The 17,339-nt window shown below is 55.8% G+C and carries 15 protein-coding genes; 12 read left to right on the top strand and 3 right to left on the bottom strand.

Translation table 11 applies throughout. The features are described from left to right. A partial coding sequence (locus G7Y43_RS10130; RefSeq protein WP_165043106.1) for a transposase occupies positions 1-173 on the top strand: 173 nt, incomplete at its 5' end. Here the strand turns inward: G7Y43_RS10130 and G7Y43_RS10125 are convergent. Next, positions 163-1,692, bottom strand: coding sequence for a helix-turn-helix transcriptional regulator (locus tag G7Y43_RS10125; RefSeq protein ID WP_165046289.1), 1,530 nt, complete (start codon positions 1,690-1,692; stop codon positions 163-165). The two genes, G7Y43_RS10130 and G7Y43_RS10125, sit on opposite strands and share 11 nt — an antisense overlap. A gap of 214 nt (positions 1,693-1,906) precedes the next feature. Between G7Y43_RS10125 and G7Y43_RS10120 the strand changes: the two genes are divergently transcribed. The 9 genes from G7Y43_RS10120 (at position 1,907) to G7Y43_RS10080 (ending at position 13,424) form a co-directional block, all read left to right on the top strand. Further along, positions 1,907-5,011 (top strand): molybdopterin-dependent oxidoreductase, encoded by a 3,105-nt coding sequence (locus tag G7Y43_RS10120; RefSeq protein ID WP_165046288.1) that lies wholly within the window; start codon positions 1,907-1,909, stop codon positions 5,009-5,011. Between the two features lie 2 nt (positions 5,012-5,013). Then, positions 5,014-5,634 carry a 4Fe-4S dicluster domain-containing protein gene (locus G7Y43_RS10115; protein WP_165046287.1) on the top strand — a complete coding sequence of 207 codons (621 nt, stop codon included), beginning with the start codon at positions 5,014-5,016 and terminating at the stop codon, positions 5,632-5,634. Beyond that, a complete protein-coding gene (locus tag G7Y43_RS10110; protein WP_165046286.1) occupies positions 5,634-6,530 on the top strand; it encodes a hypothetical protein in 897 nt (298 codons plus the stop codon). Before G7Y43_RS10115 ends, G7Y43_RS10110 begins: the two co-directional genes overlap by 1 nt. 222 nt (positions 6,531-6,752) lie before the next feature. Then, positions 6,753-7,454 (top strand): 4Fe-4S dicluster domain-containing protein, encoded by a 702-nt coding sequence (locus G7Y43_RS10105; RefSeq protein WP_165046285.1) that lies wholly within the window; start codon positions 6,753-6,755, stop codon positions 7,452-7,454. After that, positions 7,451-8,335, top strand: a complete 885-nt coding sequence (locus G7Y43_RS10100) for a 4Fe-4S binding protein (RefSeq protein ID WP_165046284.1) — start codon at positions 7,451-7,453, stop codon at positions 8,333-8,335. Before G7Y43_RS10105 ends, G7Y43_RS10100 begins: the two co-directional genes overlap by 4 nt. Before the next feature lie 278 nt (positions 8,336-8,613). After that, positions 8,614-9,702 carry a site-2 protease family protein gene (locus tag G7Y43_RS10095; protein WP_165046283.1) on the top strand — a complete coding sequence of 363 codons (1,089 nt, stop codon included), beginning with the start codon at positions 8,614-8,616 and terminating at the stop codon, positions 9,700-9,702. 7 nt (positions 9,703-9,709) lie between these two features. Continuing rightward, complete coding sequence (ispG, locus tag G7Y43_RS10090; RefSeq protein WP_241158250.1) at positions 9,710-10,840, top strand: flavodoxin-dependent (E)-4-hydroxy-3-methylbut-2-enyl-diphosphate synthase; 1,131 nt, start codon at positions 9,710-9,712, stop codon at positions 10,838-10,840. Next, positions 10,837-12,585, top strand: coding sequence for a proline--tRNA ligase (locus tag G7Y43_RS10085; protein WP_304518544.1), 1,749 nt, complete (start codon positions 10,837-10,839; stop codon positions 12,583-12,585). The genes ispG and G7Y43_RS10085 overlap by 4 nt, the downstream gene beginning before the upstream one ends. A 155-nt stretch (positions 12,586-12,740) precedes the next feature. After that, complete coding sequence (locus G7Y43_RS10080) at positions 12,741-13,424, top strand: HAD family hydrolase (RefSeq protein ID WP_241158249.1); 684 nt, start codon at positions 12,741-12,743, stop codon at positions 13,422-13,424. On the opposite strand, the gene G7Y43_RS10075 is transcribed toward G7Y43_RS10080, so the two are convergent. Beyond that, entirely contained in the window at positions 13,396-14,781 is a 1,386-nt protein-coding gene (locus G7Y43_RS10075; RefSeq protein WP_165046282.1) for a DEAD/DEAH box helicase, read from the bottom strand. The two genes, G7Y43_RS10080 and G7Y43_RS10075, sit on opposite strands and share 29 nt — an antisense overlap. 201 nt (positions 14,782-14,982) lie before the next feature. Between G7Y43_RS10075 and rlmB the strand changes: the two genes are divergently transcribed. Together rlmB and G7Y43_RS10065 are read left to right on the top strand one after the other, a co-directional pair. Next, positions 14,983-15,729: a 23S rRNA (guanosine(2251)-2'-O)-methyltransferase RlmB gene (gene rlmB / locus G7Y43_RS10070; RefSeq protein WP_165046281.1), complete on the top strand. Its 747-nt coding sequence runs from the start codon at positions 14,983-14,985 to the stop codon at positions 15,727-15,729. A 10-nt stretch (positions 15,730-15,739) separates the two neighbouring features. Then, positions 15,740-16,282, top strand: a complete 543-nt coding sequence (locus G7Y43_RS10065) for an NYN domain-containing protein (protein WP_165046280.1) — start codon at positions 15,740-15,742, stop codon at positions 16,280-16,282. 235 nt (positions 16,283-16,517) lie between these two features. Here the strand turns inward: G7Y43_RS10065 and G7Y43_RS10060 are convergent, their stop codons facing one another. Next, the gene (locus tag G7Y43_RS10060; protein ID WP_165046279.1) at positions 16,518-16,928 is read right to left on the bottom strand and encodes a pyridoxamine 5'-phosphate oxidase family protein; all 411 of its coding nucleotides are present in this window, start codon (positions 16,926-16,928) and stop codon (positions 16,518-16,520) included. Positions 16,929-17,339 lie beyond the last annotated feature (411 nt).

Raw genomic sequence — 17,339 nt, 5'->3', positions numbered from 1 at the left:
ACTACTTCGACCACAGGCTAACCAATGCCGTGTTAGAGGGTATGAACTCAATCATCCAATCGGCCAAAAGACAGGCCCGCGGGTTCAGCAACCTGGAGTACTTCAAGACCATCATCTACCTGAACCTGGGAAAACTACACTTCCCACAGCTGGCACCCTGTGCTACCCACTAAAAACCGCGAAGGGCCTCTTATTCTTCGCGATAGTATCGTCCACCATGGCGATGATCTCTTGTTGTGAGTGGACTCCTAGCTTGGCGTAGATGTTACGGAAATGAGTTTTGGTGGTGTTTATCGAAACCTGCAACTCCTGTCGTACGCTGTCGGCGTTCTGGCCGCGAGCAATAAACTCCAGCACGGTTTGCTCGGTGGGTGTGAGATGGCCTCGCAAAGCCAGCGTATAGATGGCGTCCTTGAAGGGTTTGCGGATGGGTGGGTCAGGTTCGTTTACGTCTGTCTTCGAGACAGGAGGAGGTGTTGTCAGGCAAGCGAAGAAGACACCGAGTGCGATAAACAAGCTTGCGAGCACGACGCTGCTTGCGATGGCGTTCAAATCGGAAAACTCGTTCTGGGCGAGTGTCATAAGGAGTGGTACGAGGAAGGGGACGACTCCACGGATAATCTTCGAAGCTACGTAGAGGCCGTAGCGCGCCTCTCCGTTCTTAGAGAAAGCAAACACCATGAAGATTATGGTGAAATCCTGCAGGCGAACAGAGAGCTGGGATGCGAGGATGTAGATGGGGTGGATTCCTTCTGTGGCGATGGAGGAGACAAAGGTTGAAAAGCACGACAACGCCACGGTTGTCAGCACGAACGTGAACAAAAGGGACTTTCCGATCTGTTGCCTGGAGAAAAAGATCGCGGTACCGCCGGCAATAACGTTGACAGCGGCGATTAGTAGATGGTTGTGGGAGGGGGATTCCGGCGTCGTTTCTGCCCAGTTGACCTGTCCATTGACAATGAATCTGAGCAAAAGAAGGAGCGCCATGACGGTGAAGAGCGATACGATAGCTGCGCTGCTGTGTTCGATGCGTTGAGACGAGTGGATGCTGCTATCTTGGTCGGAGTAAAGGGGGTAGCCAGGAGTTGCCCCCCGAGTCTTACTAAAGACCGCCAAAAAACAGGGAAGACTCAACAATGGCATGGTCGATACGAGAAATATGCTTGGGACGTTTTGCAAAAGTAGGAGCAGAAGCTGGAGCCCGGCGCGAACAACAAGACTCATACCCACAATAACGAGCGTGTTTTTCAATCCGAAGGAAAACATTCGTTCATACCAGACGAAAAGGTAAAAGGATCCCACACAGGTGGCGACAAGGTATCCAGCAGTAGGGAGCCACTCTATGGATATCGTGAGAAGGTAGTTGGAGAAATAGCAGAAAAGCCCAAAGGAGAAGCCCATGCAGATTAATACGGGCCAAAGCCTGCTGTTGAAAAGGAAGGTTGCGCGCCGTTTGTGCATGAGCATTAAAACGGAAACAGCGATTGCTAAGCATAGCCCATGGCCCAAGAGAACCACTGCGGACGAGGGAGCTTGAGCATAGGAGAAAGTAACCAGCTGTCTGAACTGTCCAGCACAGCTCTCGAGACCGAGCCCGAGGATGGCGAGCAAGAAACAGCTACCGAGTTCTTTTGGGTGGGAGAAGAGTCCCGAAAAGGACTCTTCGAGCGTGTTAGAAATGCGAGCAATCATTCCCGCACCCCCTCCGGGCCTCTTCTTTCGCTGATTTCGGAATCAGATTCTACCATCTGTCACACCAATCCGTGTGAAGAGGGTCTCACACGGGCGGTGTGAAGTTTTCTCTGTCCTCGGCAAATCTTCATCCTTGCGGTGGGTTGGGTGCTCTTCTTCGTTTTTCTACGATGCAGGAGCTTCAGAAAAACCGAGACGAGAAGAAGGAGGGTTTATGACAAAAACGCAGACTTTGAGCATGTCGCGCAGGAGCTTCCTGAAGGCAACGGCTATTACCGCCGCTGCAGTTGCTGTCACGGGTGCGCAAGTAACCGATGCGTTTGCAGACGTCAATTCCAATGATTTGGTGGCCGCAAACGGAGACACCAAAGTCATTCGAACTGCGTGCCGTGGTTGCGGCAAGTTCGAATGTGGTGTGTTCGTAACCGTGGTAAACGGGCGAGCTGTCAAGGTGGAGGGCGATGACAGCTATTCGGGCTCCATGGGCAACTGCTGCGCGAAGAGCCAGGCGTCGCTGCAGGCTGCATACCATCCAGCGCGCCTGAAGTACCCCATGATGCGTACCAACCCCAAGGGTGAAAACCCTGGCTGGAAGCGCATTTCCTGGGATGAGGCCCTGAAGACCATTGACGAGAAGATGTCTGAGATTGAGGATAAGTACGGTCCCTCATCCAACATCTTCTTCGGTGGCACGTCTCGCATTTACGCCATGGGTTTTTCGGCGCTCTCTACGCTCTACAACTCCCAGATAACGGTTACTCCCGGTCAGGTCTGTAAGGCCCCCCGCAGCGAACTGACCCGTAATACCTGTAAAACTCAGATGAACTTTGTTGAGAACTCCTGGCGCCCGAACTTGTGGATCCAGTGGGGTAGCGGTATTGAGGTGTCCAACTATGACGACGCCGGTCGTGTAGCTGTGGATAACGCATCCCATGCCGATTGTTATATCAACATCGATGCCCGCATGTCCAATCTCGCCAAGGAGGCGGCCAGCCGTCCGGGTAGCTTCTATTTGGCTCCTCGTCCCGGAACCGATGGAGCTATCGCGCTCGCGTGGATCAAGATGATCATTGACCGCGATCTCTACGACTCATGGTACGTGAAGCGTTGGACGAACAGTTCATTCCTTGTAGCCGAGGATATGGGTCCCACGCCTTACACCAAAGGCCAAACCACAGTGCTCTTAAAGGAATCTGACTGCGATCCATCCATGCTTCCCTGGAAAGTCGAAGGCGAGGGCAGTGAAAAGCGCTTCATCGTATGGGATGCTGCCAACGACCGCTTTACCTACCTCGATGCCAAAACGGGACTCTGGGAGGGCGAGGCACCCTTTAAGATGAAGTACGTGCCCGGCTCAGAGTGGTACATGCAGAAGGCAAAGTATGACAAGTACAACGTCGAGCAGCCGAAGTCTCTGTGGGAAAAGTACGAATGGGAAGAGGTTCCGGGTAACTACGTGGTGAGCGCTCGTGATGGGTTGACCGCCTTCCTGCCCGATCAGGATGCCATGCCCACGGTTGAGGGTAACGAATACGCCACCGACCCGTCCCTCTATTCTGCTGACATTCCCGAGATATTACTGAAGGACGGTCGGACCGTGAAGGTGGAAACGGTATTCGAGCGTCTCTATCAAAACGCTGAGGAGTTTACCCCCGAGCACGCTTCCGAGATCACTGGCATTCCGGCCGAGAAGTTCACTGAAGTATTCGACGCAGCTTTCGCCAAGCGCTATGATCCGCTGTCCGGCGTGTACCAAGGTGCAATCAACTACGCTGTAACGCACGAACATACCGGCAACGCCATAAAGACGCTGCATCCCATCGAGGCGTTCGATACCCTTCGTGGCGTTATGGACACCCCGGGTGGACACCGTGCTGATACCAAGGCCCCCTCAATCAATGTCGATCAGTCCACAAACATTGTCGGACAGTATCTCCGTAACAGTGAGTACAAGAAGGATACCTCCCGTCAGCAGCCTCTCTACGATATCAAGTTAGTGTTTGGCTTGAAGGACAGGCCTAGCCTTGACACCGATGCGACCCGTGTCTGTATGGCTATCAAAGATGGAATCCCGTTCCAGATCCATGGTGCCATGGCTGAAGCCGGTCAGGTGCTCAACCAGGCTAATATTTCCGAATACTTCGAGGCTATGAAGAATCTCGACTTCTTCGTCGACTCCAACCTGTGGGAGGATCCAATATCTTCATTAGCTGACATCTTGTTGCCCGAACAGCACTGGATGGAGATTCCCTTCGCCACTCGCTGCACCCAGGGCTCCAACGGTTTCTATGGTGCGCATGTCAACTGCATCAAGCCTTTGGGTGAGTGCCGCTTCGGTAACGATTGGATCTGTGAACTCTACAAGATTCACGGCACTCCGTTCTGGAACCGTGACGATGGTGGCGACCCGTGGGAGTGGGAAGAGTATCTGATGAACCGTGCCGTGCAGTCTACGGGTATGACCTGGCAGGAGTACGTGAAGAAGTTCCTGGAAGATGGTTGGTTCGACGCCCGTAAGGAGAATCCGAACGGTTGGGGCTGCTACCGCCGTTACATGACTGGTTGGATGCGTCTGGGAAAGCCTGGCTATGACACCGTCTCCACTCGCCATGAGGTGTGGGTGACGAATTTCGAGTCAAAGATGCGCCATAATGTCGAACGGTGTACCGGCAAGGAATTCGGCATAAAGTACGCACTGCCCTACTATGCCGAGCCAAAGTCCTCGCCCAATGGCGGCGGCGGCTACGTTGAGGTTCAGGGCAATAATCCCGAGAACCCCAACGCTGAGAAGATTAAGGGTTACACGTTCGACAAGTATCCCTTTATCGCCTCTACCGGTCGGCGTATTCCGGTGTACTTCCACTCCGAGCACAGGCAGCTGCCTTGGTGTCGTGAAGTGTGGCCCGTGCCGCGTATGGAAGTCTGCCCCTCCGATGCCGAAAAGCTCGGTCTCGAACAGGGTGACTGGGCCTGGATCGAAACCCCCTTCGGCAAGATTCGCCAATGCGTTGACGTCTCTCCGAATGTTGGCGAAGGTCGCGTGAACCTTGAACACTCCTGGTGGTTCCCCGAGCTTGATCAGCCTGGCCACGGTTTCGACCTCTGTGGTTGCAACTGTCTCGTCGACGCCTGGGCCCAGTGCGACGGCTACGGCTCTACGCAGCTGCGCGGCTATTTGGTGAACATCTATAAAGCCACGCCCGAGAACAGTCCGTTTGGCAACCCCGTTCCCTGCGGCAACGATGGCACGCCGATTATTACCAGCGCAACCGATCCGCGCCTGAAGGCTTGGGAGCGAACCTATGAAGGGAGGGACTAATCATGGCCCACAACACGCTCGTTATCGATCTGAACCGCTGCGTGGGTTGCATGAGTTGCAACGCCGCTTGCAAAACCGTGAACAATGTGCCTATTGGCAGCTTCTGGAACAAGGTTTTACGTGTGGGGCCCACACCCATGTATGAAGGTGCCAAGTTTCCAGATGTGGAATGGTACTACCTGCCCTTACAGTGCCAGCATTGCGAAAACCCTGAGTGCGTGAAGGTATGTCCTACGGGTGCGAGCCATGTGCTTGAGGATGGTACCGTGCAGGTGGACAAGTCCAAGTGCATCGGCTGCCAGTTCTGCATCATGGCTTGTCCGTACGGCGTACGCTACCTCAACGAAGACGAGGGGGTCGTGGAGAAGTGTACGATGTGCGAGCAGCAGGTGGCCCAGGGCGTCCTGCCTCAGTGCGTAAGTCAGTGCGTGGGTATCGCCAAGTTCTTCGGCGACGCTGAAGCGGATCCTACGTTTATGAGCTTTAGGGGCGGCTACAACACCACGGTGGCCGATAGCTGTCGCGAGTTCGCCGAGTCTGATATCCACTATCTGAAGGACGTGGGCAATGGTCCTTCCATCGCCTATATCCTTCGCAACAAGAAATGGCAGGGAGGTAAGTAATGGAACTGCATTGGCCTTTGATCCTGTTCACGGCGTTCATTGCATGGTCTGCCGGCCTGCTCGCTACGCAGGGTGTGTTCGCCCTCAAGAAGGAGGCGCCCAGGGCCCAGATACCCACGCTTGTGGCGTCTGTCGTTCTGTTGGCGGTGGGTGGTCTAGCCGTGTTTACCCACCTGCATCATTGGGAGCGCATCTTCAACGGCTTTGGCAACCCGACATCGGGTATCACTCAGGAGCTCATCTGCGTGGTCCTGATGGTGGTCGTTATAGTGTTACTGTTTGCGTATGTCCGTAAGGATGCCGCCGCCGTTCCTGCGTGGGTTGCGGTGGCTGCTATTGTCGTTGCGCTTGCTACTGCTGCCATCACGGCTCATAGCTACATGATGGCATCGCGTCCCGCCTGGGATACCATCCTGTGGATGGTGTGTCTGGTAGGAAACGCCTGTGTTCTCGGTCCGCTGACCTTTATCGCCATTGACTGCCTGATCGACAAGGGTGAAGGTGTAAAGCCTGCGCTGTTTGGTTTGGCTGCGCTGGTCGGCTCTGTTGTGAATGCTGTTGCTTCACTTGCCTACGTGTTCTTCTTGTCAACTATCGGCGGGAAGTTCGATACGGTGGGCTACTACTACAACCCCGTGGAGCCCATGCGAGAGATGGTCGATCCAGCTACGGTTGCGAACGTGTTCTCTCCTGAGTACGCATTGCTGGTGTGGGGTGGCATTGTGCTCGTGGGTGCTGTGGTACCCGTAGTTGCCGCGTATCTTGGTAAGAAGAAGAATACCGCCGCTAGCTGGACCATCTGGGCGCTGATTGGCCTTGTGGCTGCGGTAGTGGGCGTTATCTGTCTCCGTGTGCTGTTCTTCGAGCTGGGCGCTTCGGTCTACATATTCTACTAGGGCAAAGGATTACTGCTGGTTTTACGAAGCAGACCGTGTCAAACCGGCAATATTTCCCTAACGCTGCGTTGCCTACAGGTTTGTTTGCGGATCAGCGTACCCTCCAGGCGTTGGGGGGAGAAGGCCCCTAAAAGGAGGTTGCCGTCGCTTGAAAGCTGCAAGGAGTGGCGGCAACCGTTTTTGACGAGAAAGAGTATCTTCGAAGAGAGAGGAGCGGTGCCAATGAATAACGACGGTGTGGACGGCGTTCGAACCGAGCCGTCGTGCAGCACCGAAGCCGAAGCTTCGTCTGCAGCGGGTACGTTAGGTTTGTCGCGTCGCGCTTTGTGTTTGGGAACTGGCGCTGCGATTGCGATGCTTGGCCTGGGTGTCTTGAAGCTCGTGCCCGCCGAGGCTGTGGTCAGGCCTCCGGGGGCTCAAGATGAGGACACCTTGCTGGGCGGGTGTATACGATGCGAACGGTGTATAGAGGTTTGCCCGCGTGGGGTAGTGAAGGCTCAGCATGTAGAGGACGGGATCGTGGGCGTACGTACGCCTGTCATGAACTTCGACGAGAACTATTGTACGGCGTGCTACGACGAGAACAAAGGGATTCCTCTGTGCGCTGAGGTATGCCCGACAAGTGCCATAGGCATGCTGGAGGGTATCGATGCGAGAAAGATCGTCATCGGAAAGGCGGTCCTGTATACCGACCAGTGTCTTGCGTATCGTATGGCGGGTTGCCGTTTCTGCTACGACGCCTGTCCGTACGAGGCAATGGGTCTTGACGAAACGAATCGCCCCTATGTCATCGCAGACAAGTGCAACGGTTGCGGTGCATGTGAGAGCGTGTGTATCTCGCTTCAGCAGGGCTCCATTTCTGCGGGGGCCACGCATCGCGCCATCATCGTAGAGGCTGCGGAGGGAACGGGGGAAGTGCTGTGAAATCGAAGAATCTTCGGGTGATCATCCCCCTGTGTGTCGTGGTTCTCGCTGTGGTGGCATGGGTGAGTTCGCTTGCGGTGGGCACTCTTTCCGCATTCGGATGGAAAGACGTGGTTATGCTGTGTCCGCTAGGCGCTTTGGCAACGATGCTCGCCACCAAGACGCTCATTCCTCGCGCAGTTATTGCACTTGCTATTGCGGTGGTGCTTATCTTGCTGTTTGGTCGCGCCTTTTGTGGTTGGGTGTGTCCGGTGCCGGTGGTTTCGAAGCTTCGCGACTTCTTCAAGGGGAAAGCGAAAGAGGAGACTGGGGAAGAACCGAAGGAAACTCCAGTATCCAGCTGTGCGGGATGTACCTCGAAAACGTGCGGCGCGAAGCGTGGAGCGAAAGCTGACGCGAGGCACATGGTACTTGCAAGCGCGCTTCTTTCGACGTTCCTGTTCGGGTTTCCGGTGTTTTGTCTTGTGTGTCCTATTGGTCTCACGTTTGCGACGATCTTCCTTGTCATTAACCTGTTTTCTGCGGGAGACGTGACATGGATGGTTGTTGCCGCCCCGGCGCTTCTTATCGCCGAGGTGGTTTTGTTTCGCAAATGGTGCACAAGCTTGTGCCCCTTAGGGGCGCTCATGTCGCTTGTTGGCAAGGGGAACAAAACGTTTCAACCCGTTATCGATGACAGCAAATGTCTTGAGGCATCCAAAGGTGTATCGTGTGGACTCTGCGGTGCAGCGTGCCCCGAGAGTATTGATCCTCGCCACCCCGAGCTTTCTGCGGCCGCTTGGAGCGAATGTACCAAGTGTCGTGCTTGTGTGGATGCGTGTCCTGCACAGGCGATAAGTATGCCATTTCTGGCATCCAAGACCGAGGATGCCGAAAAGTAGCGAGGTAAAGCCATAGCTTTTAAAACGAGGCCTGCGGTTGGTATGAGCTGCAGGCCTCGTTTTGCTTTTCTGTGTCGATCGTGCTGCAGGTGCATGTGTAGTCTGTGCACTTGCGCGACGTCCGTGGGCTTTTTCCGTTGCTTGGGAAACGGGGCGCAGCTGCGCCTATAATGCGGCTGAAAACAGTTGAAGCGTGCCCATTGTGTGCGCGTTCGTCCAATAGGCTGGCGTAGGTGCCGCGTTTGGGCGCACGCTGCCGTTGCGAGAGAGCGAATTCCATGGATGTTCTGATTACCGTACTGTGCGCTGTTTTTGTGCTCGGGTTGCTCGTTTTTATTCACGAAGGCGGTCACTATCTTGCCTCGCGCGCGTTTGGTGTGCGGGTTACCGAGTTCATGTTGGGTCTTCCCGGCCCCAATGTGGGGCGTGTGGTGGGAGGCACTAAGTTTGGCGTCACGCCCATTCTGCTGGGTGGCTACGCGCGTGTATGTGGCATGGAACCTGGCGAGATGAGTCCGCACTTACAGCCGGTGCTCGCGTCGCTGTACCGTCGAGGCACGGCCAATATGGAAGACGTCGCCCGCGATTGCGGTATTACCGACGACGAGGCGTATGAAGCACTCGAGGAACTGGTGGAGTGGGGAAGCGTTGTCGGGCCGCTTAAAACCGACGAGTACAACACCTACCGCGCACCGCAAACCTATCCCAGCAAAAAGCAGCTCGGCGCGGGTGTTCGCGCGTGGGCGCAGGGTGAGCCGCGCGATGTGCCCGATGAACACGAGTTGTACCTGTCGGAATACACACAGCAGTACCGTGCTTGTCCGTTTTGGAAGCGCTCGGTAATACTGCTTGCTGGCGTCGCGGTGAATCTGCTATTCGCTATGCTCGCATTTGTGATCATCTTCTCGGTGATCGGCTACGATGTGCAGAATACCGCCACGGGCGAGATCGTGCACGTAACCGTTGGTCCGCTGCAAGCACTCTATGCTGGCTGTATGTATATTGGTGCGGTGATACAGGCGGTCATTGGCTTGTTCAATCCGTCCACTGTTGCTCAAACTGTGTCAGATTCCACCTCCATTGTGGGTATAGCTGTGCTGTCGCGTAATTATTTTGAAGCTGGTGCGGTGTACGCTTTGCAGTTCATGGCTATGATCTCGGTATCGCTTGGCATCATGAACCTGCTGCCCATTCCTCCGCTCGATGGCGGCCGCTTCGTCATTGAGGTGTATCAGAAGATCACCGGCAAGGCAGTGTCTGCGAAAGCGATGAACTGCATGACGCTTGTTGGCATGGGGCTGTTTCTGCTGTTGTTTGTGGTTATGCTGAATCAGGATATCCAACGGTTCGTGTTCGGAAACTGGTAGGTGCAGGGTGTACAATAGCCGAATGCGAAACGAACAGAACGAACAAAACAGCGTGCCTTTCCCCGCGCGCGAACGAGCAGACGTCTTACCAAATAAGCGCACACGCCGACTTGCGGTGGGAAACGTTGCGCTTGGTGGCGGCGCACCCGTCGTCGTGCAGAGCATGTTGAATGCTCCAGCCTCTGACGTGCAAGCGAACCTTGCACAGATTAAAGCGCTTGCTGACGCTGGCTGCGAGGTGGTTCGCATGGCTGTGCCTCACCGACGCGACCTCGATGCGTTCCAAGCGGTATGTGAGGCGTCGCCGCTTCCCGTGGTGGCTGACGTGCATTTTGATCCGCACATCGCATGCGAGGCGGCGCGGCGCGGCGCGGCGAAGCTGCGCATCAATCCCGGAAACATCGGGGGCTTAGCCGCAACTGATGCGGTGCTTGACGCCGCAGGTGAGGCGGGCATTCCTATTCGTATTGGCGTAAACGCTGGCTCGCTTGACAAGTCTTTAGCCGCGCGCGATGACCTATCTTTGCCCGAGAAGCTTGCACGCTCGGCGTGCGCATACGTGGAGTACTGCGAGCGGAAGGGTTTTCATGATGTGGTGGTTAGCGCTAAGGCCCACGATGTGCGTGCCACGGTCGACACGTACCGATTGCTGTCGACGGCCATACCTCACGTTCCACTACATATTGGCGTCACTGAAGCGGGAACTGCGTTCCAAGGTGTCATAAAGAGCGCATGTGGGTTAGGTATCCTGCTTGAACAGGGCATTGGCGACACTATGCGTATATCGCTTACCGACGATCCCGTGCAAGAAATTCGTGCCTGTTGGGCGCTGCTTGGTTCCTTGGGGCTGCGAAATCGCACGCCGGAGATTATCAGCTGTCCCACGTGTGGTCGCTGCCAGGTTGATCTTATCAGCTTGGCGAAGCAGGTTGAACAACGGCTGTCGTCTGTGGCGAAGCCGGTGCGCGTGGCCGTTATGGGCTGCGTGGTGAACGGGCCGGGCGAGGCTGCCGATGCCGATTTGGGTGTGGCATGTGGCGACGGCTGCGGCGTGCTGTTTAGTCATGGAAACGTTGTGCGCAAGGTGCCAGAATCAGGCATTGTTGACGCGCTGATGGAGGAGGTAGCGAAACTATGAGCAAAAACGTGATGCGCATGAGCGCGCTGTACGCGCCCACGCTGAAGGAAGATCCGAACGACGCTGACATTGCCAGTCACCGACTGCTTTTGCGTGCGGGTATGATCCGGAAAAGCGCGTCGGGTGTGTACACCTTTTTACCCTTGGGTCAGCGCGTACTCGCAAAGGTGAGCAGTATTGTCCGCGAGGAAATGGACGCCATTGGCTCGCAGGAGATCACCATGCCGGTACTGCAGCCTGCTGAGCTGTGGCACGAGTCGGGCCGCTGGGATGACTACGGTCCGGAACTCATGCGCTTGCGCGACCGACATGACCACGAGGTGTGCCTGGGGCCAACTCACGAAGAGCTTATTACCGCGCTTGTGCGCAACGAGCTGCGTTCCTACAAACAACTTCCCTGTACGTTGTATCAGATCCAAACCAAGTTTCGCGATGAGATTCGCCCGCGCTTCGGTTTGTTGCGCGGTCGCGAATTTCTGATGAAGGACGCTTACAGCTTCAACGCCACGCAGGAGTCGCTGCAGGAAACCTACGATGCCATGAGTGAGGCTTATGGGCGTATCTGTGAGCGCTGCGATTTGGACTATCGTCCTGTTGAGGCTGATCCGGGCCAGATTGGTGGCAAGGTGACCACGGAGTTTATGGCGCTTGCCGATGCGGGTGAAGCCGAGCTCGTGCACTGCGCATGTGGGTATGCGGCCAACACTGAAGCTGGGGCTTGTACGGCTCATCCCACGCTGCATGACGTGGCGTTTGAGAAGGTGGCAACTCCTGGCGTGCACACCATCGAAGAGCTTGCAGAATTCTTGGGTATTCCCGAGTCGTCTACGGTAAAGGCCCTGTCAGGTAAGAACGCTGAAGGCAAGCTTGTCGTGCTGTTCGTGCCAGGCGATCATGAGGTCAACGAGCTCAAGGCAGCACGTGTGGCTGGTGGATTTGAGCTGCTTACCGACGACGAAATGGAGTCGTTTGGCTTACACAAAGGATCGATGGGTCCGGTTGGCTTACCTGATTCTGCCTACGTGATTGCCGATGCTAGCTTGGATCAGGTGGCGAAGTGGGTGGTCGGCGCGAACGAGGATGGCTATCACTACGTCGGTGCTCAGTTGGGCGTGCATTTTAAGGTTGACGAATGGGCTGACATTTGCATTGTCGCCCCGGGCGATGATTGCCCGCAGTGCGGTGAGCCGCTTGGTGGGGCGCGCGGTATCGAGGTATCGCAGGTGTTCCAACTGGGAACGAAGTACTCCGAAACAATGGGTGCCACCTTTATGGCTGAAGACGGCTCTGAACAGCCGTTTATCATGGGATGCTACGGTGTGGGCGTATCGCGCACCATGGCTGCCATCGTAGAGCAGCACAACGATGAAGCTGGCATTTCGTGGCCGTTCTCCGTGGCGCCGGCGCATGTGTGCGTCATCCCGCTTACGGTGGGCGACGATGAGGTTCAGCCCGCCGCCGAGCGCATCACTGCCGACTTGGCCGACCTGGGATTTGAGGTGGTCATTGATGACCGCAAAGAGCGCGCGGGCGTGAAGTTCGCTGACGCCGACCTTATCGGTTGGCCGTTGCAGGTTGTGGTGGGTAAACGTGGCTTGGCAGATGGCACCATCGAGCTGAAGCGTCGCCGTACGGGCGAGCGCCGTACTGTGTCGCTTGACTTGCTCGGCGAGGTGTTTGCTGCAGCGCGCCGTGCTGCGAAAACGCGCGGAAGTGTCCTGAGCGTAAAGGAGCTTTTCGCTTAGAAAATGCTGATCAAAAATGCCTTGTCCCTCCTGCCTGTTCCAGGCAGGAGGGACAAGATTGCTCTCTTCCAAGATGAGAAGTGAGCGAGGCGGTTGCGAATGTAAGCCCGCTTGTCATATGTGGCAGGCGGGCTTGCGTGCGAAAAGGGGAAACGATGGCAGTCAACGTGTACAGCCGCACGCTGAGGGATGTCGAAGGCGTGCTGTTTGACTTAGATGGAACACTCATCGATACGTACGAAACTATTCTTGTATCGATGCGCTACGCTGTCAACGATGTGCTGGGTAAGGATTTACCAGACTCCGAGCTGATGCGCTTAGTGGGCACGCCGTTGCTCGATCAGTTGATCCATTTTGCAGATGGCGATGAGCAGCGCGGTCGCGAACTCATGGACGCATATCGCGTGCATAACGCCGCCGTGCACGATGCCATGGTGCGTTCGTTTCCTGGTACTGCTGAGGCGCTTGCTCGCATGCGTGACGCTGGCTTGAAACTGGGTATCGTCACGTCGAAGCGCCACGAAACCGCCGAGCGTGGAGCACGCATCGGCGGCGTGCTGCGTTTCTTCGATCTGCTCATTGGTCCGGACGACTGGCCCGAGCACAAGCCCGCGCCGGGTCCGGTATTGCGCGGGTGTGAGCTTTTGGATGTGTCGCCCGCGCGATGTCTGTACGTGGGTGACAGTCCTTACGACTTGCGGGCTGGAAACGCTGCTGGTTGCATTTCTGTGGCGGCGCTGTGGGGTATGTTTAGCGCAGATGAGCTGGTAGCTGAACACCCCGCAATTATGTGTGCCTCGCTTGGTGAGCTTACCGACGCACTGCTCGCCGGGCGGTAGAGGAGTGCGTCGTGTCGGTCGTGCGCTTGCCGGTTGTAACACCTGTGTTCTTACGACGCCTCGTGCCCTTTTTATCTGCGGATTCCTTTCGGCCGATCCGCGAATCGCCGCGTACTTCGCGCCGCTTTTGCGAGCTTGTTCCCTTTTTCTTTCGCCAGCTATGCTCGCCTTTCTTACGTGAGCGCTTGCCGCCTGCAGTACCGGTGCCGTCTTCGAGTAGGGTGGGGTCGGTCTGAAACGATTCGAGCTGCATAATGGGAATGTCTTTGCCGATAAGCTTCTCGATTTGTCGAAGCAGGGTGCGCGACTGGCGAGTGCAGAACGAAATAGCCACACCGTCTTCGCCTGCACGTCCGGTGCGGCCGATGCGGTGCACGTAATCTTCAACAATGTCGGGCAGATCGAGGTTCACCACATAGTCAACCTGGGGAACGTCGATGCCGCGCGCCAGCACGTCGGTGGCCACGAGCACTTTGCACGTTCCGCGGCGAAAACTCCCGAGTGCCCGGCGGCGGGCTCCCTGACTCTTGTCGGAGTGAATGGAGTCGGCTTTGAAACCGTGCTCGTTGAGCATAGTGGCGAATTCTTCGGCGCGCATTTTCGTGCGTGCGAACACGATCACGCGTTCTGCATCGCGCTCGGTGAGCAGCGCGCGCAAAAGCTCACCTTTACGATGGTGCTCGATGGGCAGCACGTACTGCGCCACCGTCTTCGCCGTTTCGCCGCGCTTAGACACTTCGATCATCTTAGGGTTGTGCAGAAGCGACCCTAAGTTGCGCTCGATCGACTCGTCGATGGTTGCGCTAAACAGCAGCGTTTGCCGATCTTCTGGCGTAGCGTTTACGATGGTGGTCACATCGGGTAAAAAGCCCATGTCGAGCATGCGATCGGCTTCGTCAAGCACGAGCACGTCGATCTTGGACAGGTCAACGTGACCCTTGTTCATGAGATCCATCAACCGGCCCGGGGTAGCAATGAGTACGTCGGTGCCCCGGCGTAGCTCATCGATCTGTGGGCCATAGGCGCTTCCTCCGTACACCACGGTGGAGAAATGCCCCGTCATCTTTGTGATGGTAAGGCATGTCTTGAAGATCTGTTGAGTGAGCTCGCGGGTGGGGCTTACGATCAGCACGCGCGGTGCGCGCTTTCCTCGCTTGCCTTTCGGTAGTGTGCTTAAGATGGGAAGCAGGAAGGCTGCAGTTTTTCCTGTGCCGGTGCTTGCTGCCGCGATGATGTCGTAGCCTTCCAAAACGAGTGGTATCGCCCGTTCCTGCACAGGGGTTGGCTCGGTGTATTTCAGTTTCTTAACCGCTTTGAGCGCATTGCTCGACAGGCCGAGATCGGCGAATTCCGTCATGGTATTCCGTTCTGTTCGGGTGCTGTTGAGCCGAATGCCATTAAGGTTTCGTGTGGCTCATGCTCGCAGGCACGTCAGTAGGTTGATGATGACGTGCTTTTGAGGAAGTAAGTCATCGCATGCCCGTAGGCACGCGGGCTAGTATGACATAATATGCGGCGAGCAAGCAGGAAAACACGAAGAATGCGATAGGGATACTTCATGGCTGATTACATAGAAGGAAAGCGGCCGATCATCGAAGCGCTGCGTACGGACGTGCCGATTGAAAAAGTACTCATGGCCGACAACGTCCGACGCGATGGGATGATCGATGACATTGTCCGCAAGGCGAAACGCGCTGGTACGCCTGTTATCAAGGTGTCACGCGCCGAACTTGACGAGAAGTCGAAGCGGGGGAGTCATCAGGGAGTTATCGCTGTGGCGAGTCCCTATGCGTACGTTGGCGTGGGTGACCTGATTCGGGCAGCGAGTGAGTATGCCGAGGCGCATGACGGACGGGCACTCCTGGTAGTTCTCGACCACATTACCGATGCGGGCAATCTTGGCGCGATCGTACGCAGCGCAAATGCGGTGGGGGCAAGTGGCGTCGTCATTCCCAATAAGCGTAGCGCGCGCATTGAGGCTTCCACATACAAAAGCTCGGCGGGAGCTATCTCTCACGTGCTGGTTGCGCAGGTGTCAAACGTGGTGCAAACACTCGAGCGTCTCAAAAAAGAGGGCTTTTGGGTGTGTTCTGCCACCGAGTACGCGCATGACACGGTATGGAAAACCAACCTTAAGGGCAAGATCGTGCTTGTTATGGGTAACGAATCCGAAGGAGTATCGAAACTCGTCCAGCAGCACAGTGATCTTTTGGCGAAGCTGCCTATGGAGGGTCAGGTGGCTTCATTGAATGTGGCACAGGCGGCAACCGCCTGCATGTACGAGTGGCTGCGCCAGAATTCGTAAGGGTTGCGTTATGGTCCGTTCTCGCAAAAAGCTGCTTATTGTCGACGGGTATAATGTGTTGCGTTCCGGTAGCCGCTACAAGCCGGTGAGCAGGGATCATCCCGATTACACCGACGATGCATTCAATATTGCTCGAGAGCGGCTTATTAACGATGTAGTGAACTACACTGGTCGTGACACGAGCGCCATCATCGTGTTCGACGGCGGTGACAATGAGTTTTCTGATCGCAAGTCGCAGACGGTTGGTGGCGTACGCATTGTGTTTAGCCCCACCGGGCAAACGGCCGACAAGGTGATCGAGAAGCTTGCACACGACGCGCGTGAGCGGGGTGTGGAAACCTTAGTGGTGTCAAGCGACGCCACTATCCAAGACACCGTGTTCGGCGGCGGGGTCGATCGCATGAGTGCGAACGGCTTCAGCCACGAGGTGAGTATGTACTACGCCGACGCACGTCTCGATGAGACTCCGAAGGTCGCCGAAAAGCGCACCATCGCCGGACGCATCGATGCAGCTACACTCGAGAAGCTCAAAGCCCTGCGCGACGGGCTGTAGAAACGCTTGGATACGGGAGGGTTCGTTCCCTGGCTTGCGGTGTCCGGTGGGAAGGGGTTGATGCTCGGTAGTTCTCGCTTTGGGGAACAGTCCGCTGGACTGTTCCCGTCGCTGCGGAACTATGGTACGACCCCTTTCCACCGGACACCGCAAGCCGCGTCATGAAGTAACTTCGTGAAACTCACTAACCTTTGCAAGGGAATCCTCGACCAGCTCGCGAGGGGGAGAGGGGTTCCTACGCTATCCGATCTCCAGCGAATTCGCCGGCGGCGGAGGTGTAAACAGCATCTACGTGCACGAATACGCCGCCCTTCGCCTTGATTGGCATACCTATCTGAGCGAATCGCGCATTCGCTTTCGCTCGCTGCTCTTCGAAGGCTTCACCTTCGTTTACGTAGCGCGCTGTGCCATGAATCTGATAAGCGTCATGACCTTCCCAGAACGCCACCGACACCTTCGCATTAGCTTTAACGTTGACAAGCGTCTTCTTGAAGAACTGGTCAGACAGATAGATGGTTTCGTCGTCAATGATCCATTTCATTCCCACGATGGAGGTGTTAGGTTGTCCGTTGACGTCTGCGGTAGAAAACACCACTGCCGGCACTTTCTCAAACAGTTCCTTCACTTCTTGCGGAAGAGTGGCCATGTTATACCCCTCGTTATGTAGTTGTGTGAGGTTTCTCGCTTAAGTTTGCGATGCGCCTCGCTTGTGTTCTCAGTGCATTGGATACAGTACTCCAACATACTTAGATACGGGTCGAGGATAGAGAACTCGTTTGAGATAGGATCTCGATATCCTGTTTGCTACGCCTTTTAGCTAACTGCCGTTGTCGATGAGCGGACTGCGTGAAAGGATACCTCGTCGCGTTTCCAGGATGCTTGTTGGTGAAGTATTTGCTGCCAAGTATCCGTTTCTGACCACCTTGTGAACAAAGTGGTCAGAAAGAGTGAGTTGACGGCGGTTCTATCAGCAAAAGTGGACACAAAAGGGCGTTAGACGGCGGTTTGGGTGCAGAAAACGGTCGTCTAACGCCCATTTTTGGCCAGTTTTCTTTTT

The sequence above is a fragment of the Adlercreutzia sp. ZJ138 genome, from assembly GCF_011038935.1.
GTDB lineage: Bacteria > Actinomycetota > Coriobacteriia > Coriobacteriales > Eggerthellaceae > ZJ141.
This window is presented reverse-complemented; position numbering and strand designations above follow the sequence as displayed.